Here is a 15,508-nt window from a genome sequence, read left to right on the forward strand (position 1 = left end):
GACGTTCAGGCCGCGACCGCTTCGCGCGCCGGCACCGCTTGCGTCCCGACGGGCATGTGCTGCACCCAGTCGATGATCTCGAGCGTGCCGTCGGCATGCTCGGCCAGCGCGGTGAGGCTTTCCACCCAGTCGCCGTCGTTGCAGTACAGGATGCCGTCGATATCGCGCATCTCGGCGTGGTGGATGTGGCCGCACACCACGCCCTGCGCGCCGCGGTTGCGGGCCTCGCGGGCCACGGCGTTCTCGAAGTCGCCCACGTAGCTCACGGCGCGCTTGACCTTGCCCTTGAGGTACTTCGAGAGCGACCAGTACGGCAGCCCCATGCGCGCGCGCAGCGAGTTGAGGTGGCGGTTGAGCTTGAGCGTGAACTCGTAGAGCGAGTCGCCCACGTAGGCGAGCCACTTGGCGCACTGGATCACGCCGTCGAACAGGTCGCCGTGGATGATCCACAGCTTGCGGCCGTCCGCGGTTTCGTGGATCCACTCGTCGGCCACGTCGATGCCGCCGAAGTTGTGGTTCAGGTACTTGCGGGCAAACTCGTCGTGGTTGCCCGGAATGAAGATCACGCGCGTGCCCTTGCGCGCCTTGCGCAACAACTTCTGGATCACGTCGTTGTGCGCCTGCGGCCAGTACCAGTGGCGCTTGAGCTGCCAGCCGTCGATGATGTCGCCGACCAGGAACAGGGTCTCGCACTCGGTGTGCTTGAGAAAGTCGAGCAGCGCCCTGGCCTGGCAGCCGGGCGTGCCCAGGTGCAGGTCGGAGATCCAGAGGGTGCGATAGCGCAGCGCCGGACGCGCCGCATCGTCGTCCTCCGGCTCGGGAGGCTGGATCGCGGTGTCGCGCCAGGCGCGAAGGAAGGCGTCGTCGCGTTGCATGGTCCGGCAGGTTCGCATCCGCGCATGACCGCGCGATGGCGACTCCGTGACATCCCGGTGACGCGTGGCACCGGGGCAACGCCACAATCGGACGATGCGCTCTGGCCAGATCATCGTTCTCGTGTCCCCCGTGTTCTTTCTGCTGATCGCGATCGAGTTCGCGGTCGGCCGCGCGCGCGCCCGGCGCGGCACCGGGCAGGACACCTACCGCCTGGCCGACGCCGTGAACAGCATCGGGCTGGGCATGCTGAGCCAGATCAGCGCGGTGCTCACGGGTCTTCTGCGCATCGGCATCTACACGGCCGTGTATTCGGCGGTGGCGCTCTTTCCGCAAGAGGCGGCGCGCGAGTTCTGGACCACCTGGTACGGCTGGCTGCTGGCGCTGGTGTTCTACGACTTCTGCTACTACTGGCTGCACCGCATGGGCCACGAGTCGGCCGTGCTGTGGGCCGCGCACGTGGTGCACCACCAGAGCCAGCACTACAACCTGTCGACCGCGCTGCGCCAGACCTCGAGCGGCGCGCTGCTGGGCTGGCTCTTCTACCTGCCGATGGCCGTGGCCGGCGTGCCACCGCTGGTGTTCGTCGTGGTGGCGCTCATCGACCTGCTCTACCAGTTCTGGGTCCACACCGAACAAGTCGGCAAGCTGGGCTGGTTCGACCGCTGGTTCTGCTCGCCCTCGAACCACCGCGTGCACCACGCGGTGAACGACACGTATCTGGACCGCAACTACGGCGGCGTGCTGATCGTGTGGGACCGCCTCTTCGGCACCTTCCGCGAGGAGGACGAGCGCTGCGTGTACGGCACGCGCGGCGAGCTGAAAAGCTGGGACCCGCTGTGGGCCAACGCCGAGGTCTACTGGGCGCTTGCCAGGGATTCATGGCATGCGCGCCGCTGGTCCGACAAGCTGCGCGTGTGGTTCAAGCCGCCCGGCTGGCGACCGGCCGACGTGGCGGCGCGCTACCCGAAGCCCGCTTTCGACATCGCGAAGGTCACGCGCTACGAGCCCGTGGTAAGCCGGGGTGTGCAATGGTTCGCGGGCCTGCAATTTCTCGCGCTGCTGGCCGGCGTGACGGTGTTCCTCTGGTACTCCGACGCCGTGCCGCTGCCGCAGGCCGCCGTCTGGCTGGCCGCGCTCACGGCCGGGCTGTGGGCCGTGGGTGCGGTGCTGCAGGGGCGGCTGTCGGTCACCGAGGTGCTGCTGGTCGAGGCCGCCGCGCTGGCCACGGCGAGTGCGGCCCTGGGCATCGGCTGGCTGCACCTCCTCTTCAAGCCATTGGCGCTGGCGATCGCCATCGCCTTCGCGGCCCGCCGCGCGCAACGCCAGCCCGGCGGCATGACGCGCTTCGATGCGCTGTTGCTGACCGGACTGGTCTTCTCGCTCGCAGGCGACGTGCTGCTGATGGGGCCGGCGAACCTCTTCGTGCCCGGGCTGGTGTGCTTCCTGCTCGCGCACCTGGCCTACATCGCGCTGTTCCGCATCGGCGTCGGGCTGTTCCCGCGTCCGCGCGCGCTGGCGGCCACCTTGCTGATCGGCGCGGGCATGTACGCCTTCCTGTGGCAGGGCGGCCTGCCGGTGGCGCTGCGCATCCCGGTCGGGTTCTACGTGGTGGTGATCGCCTGCATGGCGGCCCAGGCTATCGGGCGTGCGGCGGTGCTGCGTTCCAGCGACCCGGCCGCGCTGTGGGTGGCGGTGGGCGCCTGCTTCTTCATGCTGAGCGATGCGCTGCTGGCGATCAACCGGTTCGTGTCGCCGCTGCCGCTGGCGTCGCTGTGGGTTCTGGCGACGTACTACACGGCGCAGATGCTGATCGTGCGGCACGTCCGGCGGCCGACGGCCTGACTTTCTTTTTTTCTCCCTCACCCAAAGGGGAAGGAGCAGGCCCCCGACCTAGTCAGCGCAGCGCTGGATTTCCACCGTCGAGTGCCGGATCTCCTCGTGCATCGAGAAGCACGCCCGCACCTGGTCGGCCGTGAGCGTGGCCGAATGCGTCACCACCGTGAGCGCACAGGCGTACGCATCGCGGCCGACGCGCCAGACGTGCAGGTCGGCCACGCGGGTTTCGGAATCGGCCAGCATCGTCTCGACGCCTTCGCGGATTTCGGCGGTGACGGGGTGGTCCATCTCGCGGTCGAGCAGGACCTTGCCGGTTTCCTTCAGCAGGCCCTTGGCCCAGACGGCGACGAGCACGGCGCCGACGATGCCCATGGCCGGGTCGAGCCAGGACCAGCCGTAGAACCAGCCGCCCAGCAGCGCCGCGATGGCGAGCACCGAGGTGGCAGCGTCGGCCACCACGTGCAGGTAGGCGGAGCGCAGGTTGAGGTCGTGGCCATGCGCGTGATCGTGATCGTGGTGGTCGTGCGCGTGCCCGTGGTCATGGCCGTGATGGTCATGCGAATGCCCCAGGAGCCGCGCGCAGACCAGGTTCACCACCAGGCCCAGCACCGCGATCGAGATGGCTTCGGGGTAGTGGATGGCCACGGGCGACCACAGCCGCTCCAGCGAGCCCACCACCATGAGCGCGGCGACGCCGAGCAGCAGCAGCGCGCTCGCGAAGCCGCCGAGCACCTCGATCTTCCAGGTGCCGAAGGCAAAGCGCGGGTCGCGGGCGTAGCGCCGCGCGGCGGCGTAGGCAAAGGCGCTCAGGCCGATGGCCAGCGCGTGCGAGCTCATGTGCCAGCCGTCGGCCAGGAGCGCCATGGAGTTGAACCACCAGCCGGCACCGATCTCGACCACCATCATCGCGGCGGTGATCCACATCACGAGGCGGGTACTTCGTTCGGCGGCGGCATTGCCGGCGCCGAAATGGTGGTCGTGCTGCCAGGCGCTCAGGTCGTGGGTGTGCATGGAATTCTCTTCAGGCGCCGAACAGGTCCGGGCCGTCGGCGCGGCCCGAGGGCGGCACCACGCCCAGGTGGCGGTAGGCCGCGAGCGTGGCGATGCGCCCGCGCGGCGTGCGTTGCAGGTAGCCCTGCTGGATGAGGTAGGGCTCGATCACGTCCTCGATGGTGTCGCGCTCTTCGCCGATGCTGGCGGCCACGTTGTCCAGGCCGACCGGGCCGCCGTCGAAACGGTGGATGACGGCCTCGAGCAGCTTGCGGTCCATGAGGTCGAAGCCCTGCGGGTCGACGTCGAGCATGGCCAGCGCCTTGTGCGCGATGTCCTCGGTGATGCGGCCGTTGCCCTTGACCTCGGCGTAGTCGCGCACGCGGCGCAGCAGGCGGTTGGCGATGCGGGGCGTGCCGCGCGAACGGCGCGCGATCTCGAAGCCGCCGGCGGCGTCGGTCTCGACCTTGAGCAGGCCGGCGCTGCGGCGCACGATGAGCGCCAGCTCCTCGGGCGTGTAGAACTCCAGCCGCGCCACGATGCCGAAGCGGTCGCGCAGCGGGTTGGTCAGCATGCCGGCGCGGGTGGTGGCGCCCACCAGCGTGAAGGGCTGCAGGTCGAGCTTGATGCTGCGCGCTGCGGGGCCCTCGCCGATCATGATGTCGATCTGGTAGTCCTCCAGCGCGGGGTACAGGATTTCCTCGACGACCGGGCTCAGGCGGTGGATCTCGTCGATGAAGAGCACGTCGTTGGGCTCGAGGTTGGTCAAGAGCGCCGCCAGGTCCTTGGGCTTTTCGAGCACGGGGCCCGAGGTCTGGCGCAGGTTGACGCCCAGTTCGGCCGCGATGATGTGCGACAGCGTGGTCTTGCCCAGGCCCGGCGGGCCGAACAGCAGCACGTGGTCGAGCGCCTCTTTGCGCTTGCGCGCCGCGCCGATGAAGATCTCGAGCTGCTCGCGCACCTTGGCCTGGCCGACGTACTCGTCGAGCAGCTTGGGCCGCAGCGCCCGCTCGATCGCCTCCTCGTTGGGCGAGGCGGGGGCGGCGGACACCACGCGTTGCGGGGCGGGGGCGAAATCGTCGGTCTGGATGGTCATTGGAGGTGGGTCTTCGGCGATGAGTTTAGTCCTTGGCCACACTGGCAGAATGTTCGGCCATACAACAAGACGAGGGGAAGGTCAGGCGTGTCCATCTACGAACTGAAACCGCGTTTCCAGGCACTGCTGCGACCGCTCGTGGTCCGGCTGCATGCGATGGGCGTGACGGCCAACCAGGTGACGCTGGCGGCCTGCACGGTGTCGGTCGTGCTCGGGCTCTGGCTGTTCTTCGCCGCGCCCTCGCTGGCGGCCTTCGGACTGATCCCCGCCTGGATGTTCCTGCGCATGGCCTTCAACGCCATCGACGGCATGCTGGCACGCGAGCACCACCAGCAAAGCCGGCTGGGCGCCTTCCTCAACGAACTCACCGACGTGGTCTCCGACGCCGCGCTCTACCTGCCCTTCGCGCTGGTGGCGCCGTTCGCGCCGTTCTGGGTCGGCACGGTCATCGTGCTGGCCGGTCTGAGCGAATTCGCCGGCGCGCTGGGCCCGACGGTGGGCGCCTCGCGCCGCTACGACGGGCCGATGGGCAAGAGCGACCGGGCCTTCGTGTTCGGCGCGCTCGGGTTGTATGTCGCCCTCGGCGGGCCGCTGCCGGGCTGGACCGCCCTGCTGATGCCGCTCGTGGCCGCGCTGGTGGCCTGGACGGTCGTCAACCGCATCCGCCGCGCCCTGGCCGAGGCCGAGGCGCCTGCCGCCTGAAACACCCCCATACAAATAAATAAAGAAGACCCTTCTTCATGACCCTTTCCACACCCCGCGTCGCCGCCGAACACCACTTCCGCACGCACGACGGCGAATCGCTGTTCTACCGCCACTGGCCGGCCACGGGCGCCGCGCGGCGCGGCGCCGTGCTGCTGTTCCATCGCGGCCACGAGCACGGCGCGCGCATGGCGCACCTGGTGGACGAGCTGGACCTGCCCGATTTCGACTTCTTCGCCTGGGATGCGCGCGGCCACGGCCTGTCGCCGGGCCAGCGCGGCTACAGCCCCAGCTTCGGCACCTCGGTGCGCGACGTGCAGACCTTCGTGCAGCACATCGCCGCCGCCCACGGCGTGCCCGAGCACGACATCCACGTGGTGGCGCAGAGCGTGGGCGCGGTGCTGATCGCCACCTGGGCGCACGACTACGCCCCCAAGGTGCGCGGCCTCACGCTGGCCTCGCCGGCCTTCAAGGTCAAGCTCTACGTGCCGTTCGCGCGGCCGGGGCTGGCGCTCATGCACAAGCTGCGCGGGCTGTTCTTCGTGAACAGCTACGTGAAGCCGAAGTTCCTCACGCACGACCCCGCGCGCATCGAGAGCTACAAGAACGACCCGCTGATCTCGCGCCCGATCGCCGTCAACATCCTGCTGGGCCTGTACGAGGCGGCCGACCGCGTGGTGGCCGACGCCAACGCGATCACGCTGCCGGTGCAGCTGCTCATCTCGGGCGCCGACTGGGTGGTGCACCACAAGCCGCAGCACCAGTTCTTCGAGCGGCTGGGCAGCGCCGTGAAGACGAAGACGGTGCTGCCGGGCTTCTTCCACGACACGCTGGGCGAAAAAGACCGGGCGCCCACGGTGGCGTCGATCCGCGAATTCATCCTGCAGCGCTTCGACGAGCCGGCCGTGCCGGTCGACCTGCGCGAGGCGCACCTGAACGGCAACACGGCCGACGAATCGCGCGCGCTGGCCGAACCGCTCTCGCCCCTGTCGCCGCGCGGCGCCTACTGGGCGATCACGCGCGGCGGGCTGCGCGTGGGCGGCGCGCTCTCCAGCGGCATCGCGCTGGGCCACGCCACCGGCTTCGACTCGGGCAGCACGCTCGACTACGTCTACCGCAACCAGCCGCAGGGCAAGGGCGCGCTGGGCCGCTCGGTCGACCGCACCTACCTGGACTCCATCGGCTGGCGCGGCATCCGCCAGCGCAAGGTCCACGTCGAGGAGCTGCTGCGCATCGCGATGGAGCGGCTGGTCGAGATGCACCGCGAGGTGCGGCTCATGGACATCGCGGCCGGCCACGGCCGCTACGTGCTCGACGCGGTGCTGGCCAGCCCGGTGAAGGCCAGCTCGATCCTGCTGCGCGACTACAGCGACATCAACGTGCGCGACGGCACGACCCTGATCGCCGAGAAGGGCCTGGAAGACGTCGCCCAGTTCGTGCAGGCCGACGCCTTCGATCGCATCAGCCTGGCGAGCGTGACGCCGCGGCCCACGCTGGCCGTGGTGTCGGGCCTGTACGAGCTGTTCCCCGACAACGAAATGGTGCGCCGCTCGCTCGCGGGCGTGGGCGACGCGGTGGAAGACCGGGGCTACCTGGTCTACACCGGCCAGCCCTGGCACCCGCAGCTCGAAATGATCGCCCGCGCGCTCACCAGCCACCGCCAGGGCGAAGCCTGGGTGATGCGCCGGCGCACGCAGGCCGAGATGGACCAGCTGGTCGAAGAAGCGGGCTTCCGCAAGATCGACCAGCGGGTGGACGAGTGGGGCATCTTCACGGTGTCGCTGGCGGTGCGCGTCGCGCAATGACCGCCCGGCGCGCGCCCCGGCCGTGGAAACGCGCCGCCGCGTGGCTGGTGTTTCTGGGGCCGCTGTTCTACGCCACGTATGGCTTCGCCAACTGGTGGGCCACCACGCGCGCCAGCGTGCCCTCGATGGCCTTCGACTGGGAGCGGCAGGTGCCCTTCTGGGCCTGGACGATCTTTCCGTACTGGACCATCAACGTCTTCTACGCACTGTCGCTGTTCCTGGCGCGTGACCGCCACACGCTCGACCGGCATGCGCTGCGGCTGGTGAGCGCCACGCTCATCGCCTGCACCTGCTTCATCCTCTGGCCGCTGCACTTCAGCTTCGGCCAGCCGCCGGTGGAGGGTGCGCCGGCCTTCCTGTTCAACGCGCTGCGCGGCTTCGACCAGCCCTACAACCAGGCGCCCTCGCTGCACATCGCGCTGGCCGTGATCCTGTGGGACTGGTACCGGCGCTTCATCCGGCCGCTGTGGGCGCGGCTCGTGCTGCATGTGTGGGCCTTCGCGATCTGCGCCTCGGTGCTCACGACCTGGCAGCACCACTTCATCGACATCCCGACCGGCGCGCTGCTGGGCATCTTCTGCGTGTGGCTGTGGCCGATGGCGCGCCGGGTGTCGATGCTGCGCGCATGGCGCCTGGCGCGCGATCCGCAGCGGCTGAAGCTCGCGGGCTTCTATGCCGTGGGCGCAGCGCTGTGCCTGTTCGCGGCGTTGGCAACGGGCGGCGTGGTGCTGTGGCTGGCCTGGCCGGCCGCGGCGCTCGCGCTGGTGGCGCTCAACTACCTCGGCTTCGGCGCGCGCGGCTTCCAAATGGACGGCCACGGCCGCATGGGCTGGGCGGCGCGCTGGCTGTTCGCGCCCTACCGTCTGGCCGCGGCCTTCAATGTGTGGCTCTGGACGCGCAAGCTGCCGGCCTCGGTCGAGGTGGTGCCCGGCCTGCGCCTGGGCCGTCGCCCCACGCAGGCCGAATGGCTCGCCGCCGGCCAGCCCCGGCTCGTGAGCCTGTGCGCCGAGCTGCAACTGCCGGCCGGCGTGCCGCCCGCCCGTGCGCGCTGCGTGCCGCTGCTCGACCTCGTGGTGCCGCCGCCCGTGCGCCTGCGCCGCGCCGCAGCCGTCATCGAAGGCCAGCGCCGCGCGGCGGTGGCCGACGGTTCGGCCGTGTGGGTCTGCTGCGCGCTGGGCTTCTCGCGCAGCGCCGCCGCCGTGGTCGCCTGGCTGGGCCGCGACCACGGCCTGGCACAGGCCGAAGACGCCGTGCGCCGCGCCCGCCCGCAGATCGTGCTGCACGCCGCCTGGCGTGCCGCGCTCGCCCCCACCCCCGACACAGCCCCTTCCCGCCATGACTGACAACGAACGCGCCACCTGCACCACCCTGGCCGGCCTGCTGCGCGCGGCGGCCATGCTCGCCCTCTGGGGCTTCGCGCTCACCTGCATCGCCGCCCTGGTGCTGGCGCTCACGCTGCGCGGGCTCTCGAACACCGCCATCCTGGCCTTTGCCGCGGTGATGGTGCTGGGCGTGCTCGAACGCTACTTCGCCTTCCGGCTGCGGCTGGACCAGGCGCTGTTCGAAGGCCTGGCCAACGGCCAGATCGCCTCGCTGGGCGCGATGGACAACGCCCTTTCGGTGCTCGGGCTGCGCGACCCGCCGCCGCAGCCCAACGCCCGCGCGCTCGCCGACCGCGTGCAGGGAACCCGCCAACTGATGCAGCGCCACGCCATCGTGATCGCCTGCCAGAACGCGCTCTTCCTGCTCGCCCTCATGACACAGGAACTCGCTTGAACAACGACAACGGCAACAACAAGAACGACAGCAGCAGCAATGGCGACGGCAACGACAGCGCCCGCCCCGGCGCCATCGTGCGCCGCGGGCTCGCGGTGGTGGCGGGCCAGCTCATCATCGGCGCGGCCGGCCTCCTGACCGGCGTGCGCGCCATCTGGGCGGGTACCACGCCCAAGGCCGAGCAGACGCTGTACTTCGCCAACCACACCAGCCACGGCGACTTCGTGCTGCTGTGGGCCACGCTGCCCTCCGACCTGCGCGCGCTCACGCGGCCCGTGGCGGGCCAGGACTACTGGGAGGCCTCGAAGCTGCGCAACTTCATCGGCAAGGACGTGTTCAACGCGCTCATGATCCGCCGCGACGGCTCGGGCCAGGGCGGCAACCCGGTCGACCAGATGAAGGAGGCGCTGGAAGGCGGCGACTCGCTCATCATGTTCCCCGAGGGCACGCGCAACACGGGCGACGACATCCTGCTGCCGCTGAAAAGCGGCCTCTTCCACCTGGCACGCGCCTGCCCCACCGTGCGGCTGGTGCCGGTGTGGATCGAGAACCTCAAGCGCGTGCTGCCCAAGGGCACGCTGGTGCCGATCCCGCTGGCCTGCACGGTGCGCTTCGGCGCGCCGATCCAGCTCGAGGAAGGCGAAGACAAGGTCGCCTTCCTCGCCCGCGCACGCACGGCCATGCTCGACTTGCGCCCGGAGTACGACCGCATCGAACAAAACGGAGGGACCGCCTCGTGATCGAAATGTCCCCCTTCGCCTGGACCACCTTCAAGCTCTTCGGCGGCGTCTTCGGCGTGCTCGTGCTGGCCTCGGCCATCGGCGCGCTGCTCAAGTGGCGCGTGGCGCACGGCCAGCCGCACTCGGTGATCGACAACCTCAACTCGCGCGTCAACGCGTGGTGGGTGATGGTGGCGGTGATCGGCCTGGCCTTTGCCTTCGGCAAGGGCGGCGTGATCGTGCTGTTCTACCTGATCTCGTTCTATGCGCTGCGCGAGTTCATCAGCCTGGCCTACACGCGGCGCGGCGACCACGGCGCGATCGCGCTGGCCTTCTTCGTGGCGCTGCCGGGCCAGTACTTCCTGATCTGGATCGACTGGTACGGGCTGTATTCGATCTACATCCCGGTCTACGCCTTCCTGCTGCTGCCCATCCTGGCGGCGGTGGGCGGCGACACGCAGCGCTTCCTGGAGCGCACCTCGAAGATCCAGTGGGGCCTGATGGTGTGCGTGTTCTGCATCAGCCACGTGCCGGCACTGCTCACGCTGCAGATTCCGGGCTTCGAGGGCCGCAACCTGCTGCTGATCGCCTTCCTGGTCATCGTGGTGCAGGGCAGCGACGTGCTGCAGTACGTGTGGGGCAAGCTCTTCGGCAAGCGCAAAGTGGCGCCCGAGCTCTCGCCCTCCAAGACCTGGGAAGGCCTGATCGGCGGCGTGGCCAGCGCCACCGCGATGGGTGCCGCGCTGTACTGGGCCACGCCCTTCAACCCGTGGCAGGCGGCGCTCATGGCCTTCATGATCTGCCTCCTGGGCTTCTTCGGCGGGCTGGTGATGTCGGCCATCAAGCGCGACCGCGGCGTGAAGGACTGGGGCTCCATGATCGAAGGCCACGGCGGCATGCTCGACCGGCTCGACTCGGTGATCTTCGCGGCGCCGATCTACTTCCACGCGCTGCGCTACTGGTGGGTGCCATGAGCCCGGCGGCGAAGAAGACCGCGGTCAAGGTGGACCGCATCGTCGACGACACGCCGCTGGAATGCGCCGACGCCGCCGCGCTGCTGCGTTGGTACAAGAAACACCATGCGAGCCACGCCGGCGTCTGGCTGCGCATCGCGAAGAAGGCCAGCGGCATCGCCTCCGTCGACCACCCCGAGGCGCTGGAGATCGCGCTGTGCTTCGGCTGGATCGACGGCCAGCGCAAGAGCCAGGACGCGCAGTTCTTTTTGCAGCGCTTCACGCCGCGCACCGCGCGCAGCATCTGGTCGAAGATCAACCGCGACAAGGCCCTGAAGCTCATCGACGAGGGCCGCATGCAGCCCGGCGGCCTGGCCGAGGTGGCGCGCGCCCGCGCCGACGGCCGCTGGGAGGCGGCCTACGACGCCCCGAGCGTGGCCACCGTGCCGCCCGACCTGCAGGCCGCGCTCGACGCCAACCGCAAGGCCAAGGCCTTCTTCGCCACGCTCGACGCGCGCAACCGCTTCGCCGTGCTGTTCCGCACGCAGGGCGCGAAGAAGCCCGAGACGCGCGCCCGGCGCATCGCGCAGTTCGTCGAGATGCTCGCCAAGGGCGAGAAGATCCACCCCTGAGCCTGCGCGCTGCGGTGCGCGCCGCTCAATGCGGCCCGGTGCCCGTCGCGATGACCGCGAGCTGGTCGGGGTCCACGATGCGGATGCGCTTGTAGCTCATGTCGATCACGCCTTCCGCGACCAGCCGCCCCAGCTCCTTGTTGATGGTCTGGCGCGACAGCCCCAGCATCGCCGCGAGGTCGTTCTGCGACAGCCGCACCGGCAGGCTCGCGGCGGCCTCCACCTGCATGCCGTAGAAGTGGATCACGCTCATCAGCGTGGCGGCCACGCGCCCGCGCACCGAGTTCAGCATCTGGTTCTGCAGCAGCACCACGCTCAACCGCTGGCGCTTCAGGCCCAGCCGGGCCACGCCGCGCCACAGCGCGGGCTCGGCGTCGAGCACCGCGATCACGGCGTCGCTGGGCAGGTGGACGATCACCGAGTCTTCGTGCGCGTGGTAGTCGTAGGGCAGCGGCACGTCCTCGAGCAGGCGCACCAGCGGCGCCACCTGGCCGGGCCCGAGCAGCGCGTTGACGTACTTGCGCCCCTGCGGGCTCATGCTGCTGATTTCCAGGCAGCCTGACACCACCGCCAGCAGCTCGCGCTTGTGGCGGTCGCGCGCCAGCACCTGCGTGCGGCGGCGGTAGCGCACCAGCCGCGCCGACTTCATGAGCTCGGCGCGGCGCGCGTCGGGCCATTGGGAGAACAGCTCGTTCCAGCGCAGCGCGCGGTCGAGCAGCTCGGCGCTGTCTTCGGCGTCGGGAGGGGTGGTTGCAGGTGGTCGGGTCAGCGGGTTCTCCCTGCCCTGGTGTTCACGAATCTGTCAAAGCGTTGACAGATTCGGGGGCCCTTCATTTCTATCGTAAGCCCCGGACATCGACAAGCACACAGGCGGCACCGCCCTGCACCCGCAGGCGACCGGCCACACCGGAGACAACCCAAATGAAGAAGACGGCCACCGCAGCCCTCGCGCTCGCGGCCTGCGCCCTTGCGTCCGCGCAAAGCACCGTGACCGTCTACGGCACGCTCGACCTGTACGTGGCGCACGCCAGGTCGGGCCCCGCCTCCTCCACGCGGCTGGAGGACGGCGGCCAGACCGCCTCGCGCATCGGCTTTCGCGGCACCGAGGACCTGGGCGGCGGCCTGGGCGCGCACTTCACGCTGGAGAGCGGCTTTGCGCCCGACACCGGCAACGGCACGCTGCCCGGCCCCGCGATGTCGTTCAGCCGGCAGTCCTTCGTCGGGTTCTCGGCGCCGTGGGGGCAGATCGACGCGGGCCGCATGTACACGCCGATGTTCTACGCGCTGTTCAAGGCCGACCCCTACGGCCTGAACTCGGTGTTCTCGCCCATCAACCTGGTGGCGGCCACCGACGCGCAACCGGGCCTCACGCCCTTCGCGGCCCGCGCCAGCAACATGATTCGCTACCGCACGCCGGCCAGCATGGAGTTCTTCGCCGACCTGGCCTACGCGCCCGGCGAATCGAGCGCGCCGAGCCACCAGAGCGGCAACGTCTACGGCGGCAACATCGGCTGGGCGCGCAAGCCCTACTACATCGCCTACGCCTTCCAGCGCGCGCGCTCGGGCACCGGCGCGGCGCCGGTGGCCTCGCCCAGCACCACGACCTACCAGGCGCTGACCGGCTCCTACGAGCTGCCCTCCATCGGCCTGCAGCTGTACGCCAGCTACGTGCGCAACGCCTCGAGCCTGCCCCACGTGCCGACCGCGAAGCTCGTGAACCTGGGCGCCACCTACAACGTGACGCCGGCCTCGAACCTGATCTTCGGCGCCACGCAGCGCAAGGTGGCCGAGAGCGAACGCTCGCAGCTGGCGTGGACGCTGGGCTACGACTACTACCTGAGCAAGCGCACCGTGGTCTACGCGCGCTGGCTGCGCCTGCTGAACCGGCACGGCGCCTCGGCCTCGCTCGGGACCATTCCGGTGATCGCCAACAGCGGCAACGACGTGCGCGTGCTCGCCACCGGCATCCGCCACAACTTCTGACTTCCGAACCCTTCGCCATGCCCATGGACTTCTTCTCTTCGCAAGCCGAATCCCTGTCGGCGCTGTTCGCGCCGCGCGCCATCGCGGTGGTCGGCGCCTCGTCCAACGCGCAGAAGATCGGCGGCATTCCCGTCGACTACCAGCGCCGCTTCGGCTTCGAGGGCGCGCTCTACCCGGTCAACCCGAACGCCGACCGCATCCAGGACCTGCCGGCCTACCCCAGCCTGCGCGCCATCGGCCAGCCGGTGGACCTGGCCATCCTCGCGGTGCCATCGGCGCTGGTCGACGGCGCGCTCGACGACGCCATCGCGGCGGGCGTGAAGGGCGTGGTGCTGTTCTCCTCGGGCTTTGCCGAAGTGGGCGCCGAGGGCGCGGCGGCGCAGGCGCGGCTGGGCGACAAGGCGCGTGCCGCCGGCGTGCGGCTGGTCGGCCCCAACTGCCTGGGCTTCATGAACATCGCGCGCCACGTGTACGCCACCTTCTCGCCGGCGCCCGGCGTGGGCCGCGTGATGCCGGGGCGCATCGGGCTGGTGAGCCAGTCGGGCGCGTTCGGTGCCTACGCCTACGCGATGGCGCGGGCGCGCGGCGTCGGCCTGTCGCTGTGGGCCACCACCGGCAACGAGGCCGACGTGCAGGTCGCCGACTGCCTGGCCTGGCTCGCGCAGGACCCCGACACCGACGTGATCATGGCCTACATGGAAGGCTGCCGCGACGGCCCCCGCCTGCGCGCCGCGCTGGCCCTGGCGCAGGCCAACGGCAAGCCGGTGGTGATGGTCAAGGTCGGGCGCACCGCGCTGGGCGCCGAGGCCGCGGCCTCGCACACCGCCGCGCTGGCGGGCGACGACGCGGTGTACGACGCCGTGTTCCGCCAGTACGGCGTGCTGCGCGCGCGCAACCTCACGGAGTTCTTCGACCTGGCCCACAGCGCCGCCGTGGCAGGCCGCCCGCGCGACCGCTCGATCGGCCTGTTCACGCTCTCGGGCGGCGTCGGCGCGCTGATGGCCGACGAGGCCTCGGCCCAGGGCCTCGATGCCCGGCCGCTGAGCGAAGCCGCGCAGGACACGCTGCGCCGCTGGGTGCCCTTCGCGGCGCCGCGCAACCCGGTCGACATCACGGGCCAGGTCACCAACGACATGACGCTGATCGATCGCACGGCGCGCGTGATGCTGGACGACCAGGGCTTCGCCTCGTGGATGGGCTTCCTGGCCGCCGCGGGCGCGTCGGACGCGTTCTGGCCGGTACTGCGCTCGTTGGTGAGCTCGCTGCGCGAGGCCTATCCCGACACGCTGCTGGCGGTGAGCACGCTGCTGACGCCCGAGCGCCGCGCTGAACTCGAGGCCATGCGCTGCCTGGTGTTCGCCGACCCGTCGGACGGCATCCGCACGATCGCCGCGCTGGCGGGGCTGAAGCCTGCGGCGGCGGTGGCTGCGGCGCCCGCGCCGATCGAGGCGCCCTTGACGCTCGCGCCCGGCACGATGTCCGAGCCCGACGCGCTCGCGCTGCTGGCCGACGCCGGCGTGCCCGTGGTCGCGCACCGCGTGGTGCGCAGCGCCGACGAGGCCGCGGCCGCCGCCGAGGCGCTCGGCGAGGCGGTGGTGGTGAAGATCGTCAGCGCCGACATCCCGCACAAGTCGGACGTGGGCGGCGTGGCGCTCGGGCTGCGCGGCGCGGCGCAGGCGCGCGCGGCCTTCGAGCGCACGCGCGACCTCGCGCGCACCGCACGGCCCGAGGCGCGGCTCGACGGCGCGCTGGTGGCGCGCATGCTGACGGGCGGCGTCGAGTGCATCGCGGGCGTGCACCGCGACCCGGTGTTCGGGCCGGTGCTGATGTTCGGCCTGGGCGGCATCCACGTCGAGACGCTGCGCGACGTGTCGCTGCGCGCACTGCCCATCACACGCGACGACGCGCTGGCCATGGTGCGCGAGCTGCGCGCCTTCGCGATCCTGAATGGCGCGCGCGGCCGACCGCCGGTCGACCTCGATTCGATCGCCGACGCGCTGTGCGCGCTGGCCGACTTCGCGCAGCGCGCGGGCGACTCGCTCGACTGCGCCGAGATCAACCCGCTGATCGCGCGCCCGCAGGCCGAGGGCGGCTGCGTGGCGGTCGATGCGCTGGTCGTCGGCCGCGCGCCCTGAAGCAC

14 protein-coding genes are annotated in these 15,508 nt (G+C 70.5%); 10 read left to right on the plus strand and 4 right to left on the minus strand.

Annotated features, from left to right (window positions below; translation table 11 throughout):
- Positions 1-5 precede the first annotated feature (5 nt).
- Positions 6-875, minus strand: a complete 870-nt coding sequence (locus AC1RGU_RS26515) for a UDP-2,3-diacylglucosamine diphosphatase (protein WP_492698734.1) — start codon at positions 873-875, stop codon at positions 6-8.
- Between the two features lie 94 nt (positions 876-969).
- Here AC1RGU_RS26515 and AC1RGU_RS26520 point away from each other — a divergent pair, with 94 nt between their 5' ends.
- Complete coding sequence (locus AC1RGU_RS26520; protein WP_492698736.1) at positions 970-2,718, plus strand: lysoplasmalogenase family protein; 1,749 nt, start codon at positions 970-972, stop codon at positions 2,716-2,718.
- Positions 2,719-2,766: 48 nt separating this feature from the next.
- Here AC1RGU_RS26520 and dmeF read toward each other — a convergent pair whose 3' ends face one another.
- Complete coding sequence (gene dmeF / locus AC1RGU_RS26525) at positions 2,767-3,723, minus strand: CDF family Co(II)/Ni(II) efflux transporter DmeF (protein WP_492698738.1); 957 nt, start codon at positions 3,721-3,723, stop codon at positions 2,767-2,769.
- A 10-nt stretch (positions 3,724-3,733) separates the two neighbouring features.
- Positions 3,734-4,798 (minus strand): Holliday junction branch migration DNA helicase RuvB, encoded by a 1,065-nt coding sequence (gene ruvB, locus AC1RGU_RS26530; RefSeq protein WP_062482092.1) that lies wholly within the window; start codon positions 4,796-4,798, stop codon positions 3,734-3,736.
- An 87-nt stretch (positions 4,799-4,885) separates the two neighbouring features.
- On the opposite strand from ruvB, the gene AC1RGU_RS26535 reads away from it, so the two are divergent.
- The 7 genes from AC1RGU_RS26535 to AC1RGU_RS26565 all read left to right on the plus strand — a co-directional run bounded on the left by AC1RGU_RS26535 (position 4,886) and on the right by AC1RGU_RS26565 (position 11,385).
- Positions 4,886-5,500, plus strand: coding sequence for a CDP-alcohol phosphatidyltransferase family protein (locus tag AC1RGU_RS26535; RefSeq protein ID WP_492698740.1), 615 nt, complete (start codon positions 4,886-4,888; stop codon positions 5,498-5,500).
- A 38-nt stretch (positions 5,501-5,538) separates the two neighbouring features.
- Positions 5,539-7,305 (plus strand): bifunctional alpha/beta hydrolase/class I SAM-dependent methyltransferase, encoded by a 1,767-nt coding sequence (locus AC1RGU_RS26540; protein ID WP_492698742.1) that lies wholly within the window; start codon positions 5,539-5,541, stop codon positions 7,303-7,305.
- A complete protein-coding gene (locus AC1RGU_RS26545; protein WP_492698744.1) occupies positions 7,302-8,648 on the plus strand; it encodes a phosphatase PAP2/dual specificity phosphatase family protein in 1,347 nt (448 codons plus the stop codon). Before AC1RGU_RS26540 ends, AC1RGU_RS26545 begins: the two co-directional genes overlap by 4 nt.
- Entirely contained in the window at positions 8,641-9,081 is a 441-nt protein-coding gene (locus tag AC1RGU_RS26550; protein ID WP_062482724.1) for a hypothetical protein, read from the plus strand. Before AC1RGU_RS26545 ends, AC1RGU_RS26550 begins: the two co-directional genes overlap by 8 nt.
- Positions 9,082-9,155: 74 nt before the next feature.
- The gene (locus AC1RGU_RS26555; RefSeq protein WP_070062919.1) at positions 9,156-9,821 is read left to right on the plus strand and encodes a lysophospholipid acyltransferase family protein; all 666 of its coding nucleotides are present in this window, start codon (positions 9,156-9,158) and stop codon (positions 9,819-9,821) included.
- Between the two features lie 5 nt (positions 9,822-9,826).
- Complete coding sequence (locus AC1RGU_RS26560; RefSeq protein WP_172438312.1) at positions 9,827-10,774, plus strand: phosphatidate cytidylyltransferase; 948 nt, start codon at positions 9,827-9,829, stop codon at positions 10,772-10,774.
- Positions 10,771-11,385, plus strand: coding sequence for a YdeI/OmpD-associated family protein (locus AC1RGU_RS26565; RefSeq protein WP_492698745.1), 615 nt, complete (start codon positions 10,771-10,773; stop codon positions 11,383-11,385). The genes AC1RGU_RS26560 and AC1RGU_RS26565 overlap by 4 nt, the downstream gene beginning before the upstream one ends.
- A 25-nt stretch (positions 11,386-11,410) precedes the next feature.
- Here AC1RGU_RS26565 and AC1RGU_RS26570 read toward each other — a convergent pair whose 3' ends face one another.
- A complete protein-coding gene (locus tag AC1RGU_RS26570) occupies positions 11,411-12,034 on the minus strand; it encodes a Crp/Fnr family transcriptional regulator (RefSeq protein WP_492698747.1) in 624 nt (207 codons plus the stop codon).
- A 272-nt stretch (positions 12,035-12,306) separates the two neighbouring features.
- On the opposite strand from AC1RGU_RS26570, the gene AC1RGU_RS26575 reads away from it, so the two are divergent.
- Positions 12,307-13,368, plus strand: a complete 1,062-nt coding sequence (locus AC1RGU_RS26575) for a porin (protein WP_492698749.1) — start codon at positions 12,307-12,309, stop codon at positions 13,366-13,368.
- A gap of 23 nt (positions 13,369-13,391) precedes the next feature.
- On the plus strand, positions 13,392-15,503 hold the full coding sequence (locus tag AC1RGU_RS26580; protein WP_492698751.1) for an acetate--CoA ligase family protein: 2,112 nt from the start codon (positions 13,392-13,394) through the stop codon (positions 15,501-15,503).
- Positions 15,504-15,508: the final 5 nt, after the last annotated feature.

This window comes from Variovorax sp. GW823-FHT02B07 (assembly GCF_058797695.1).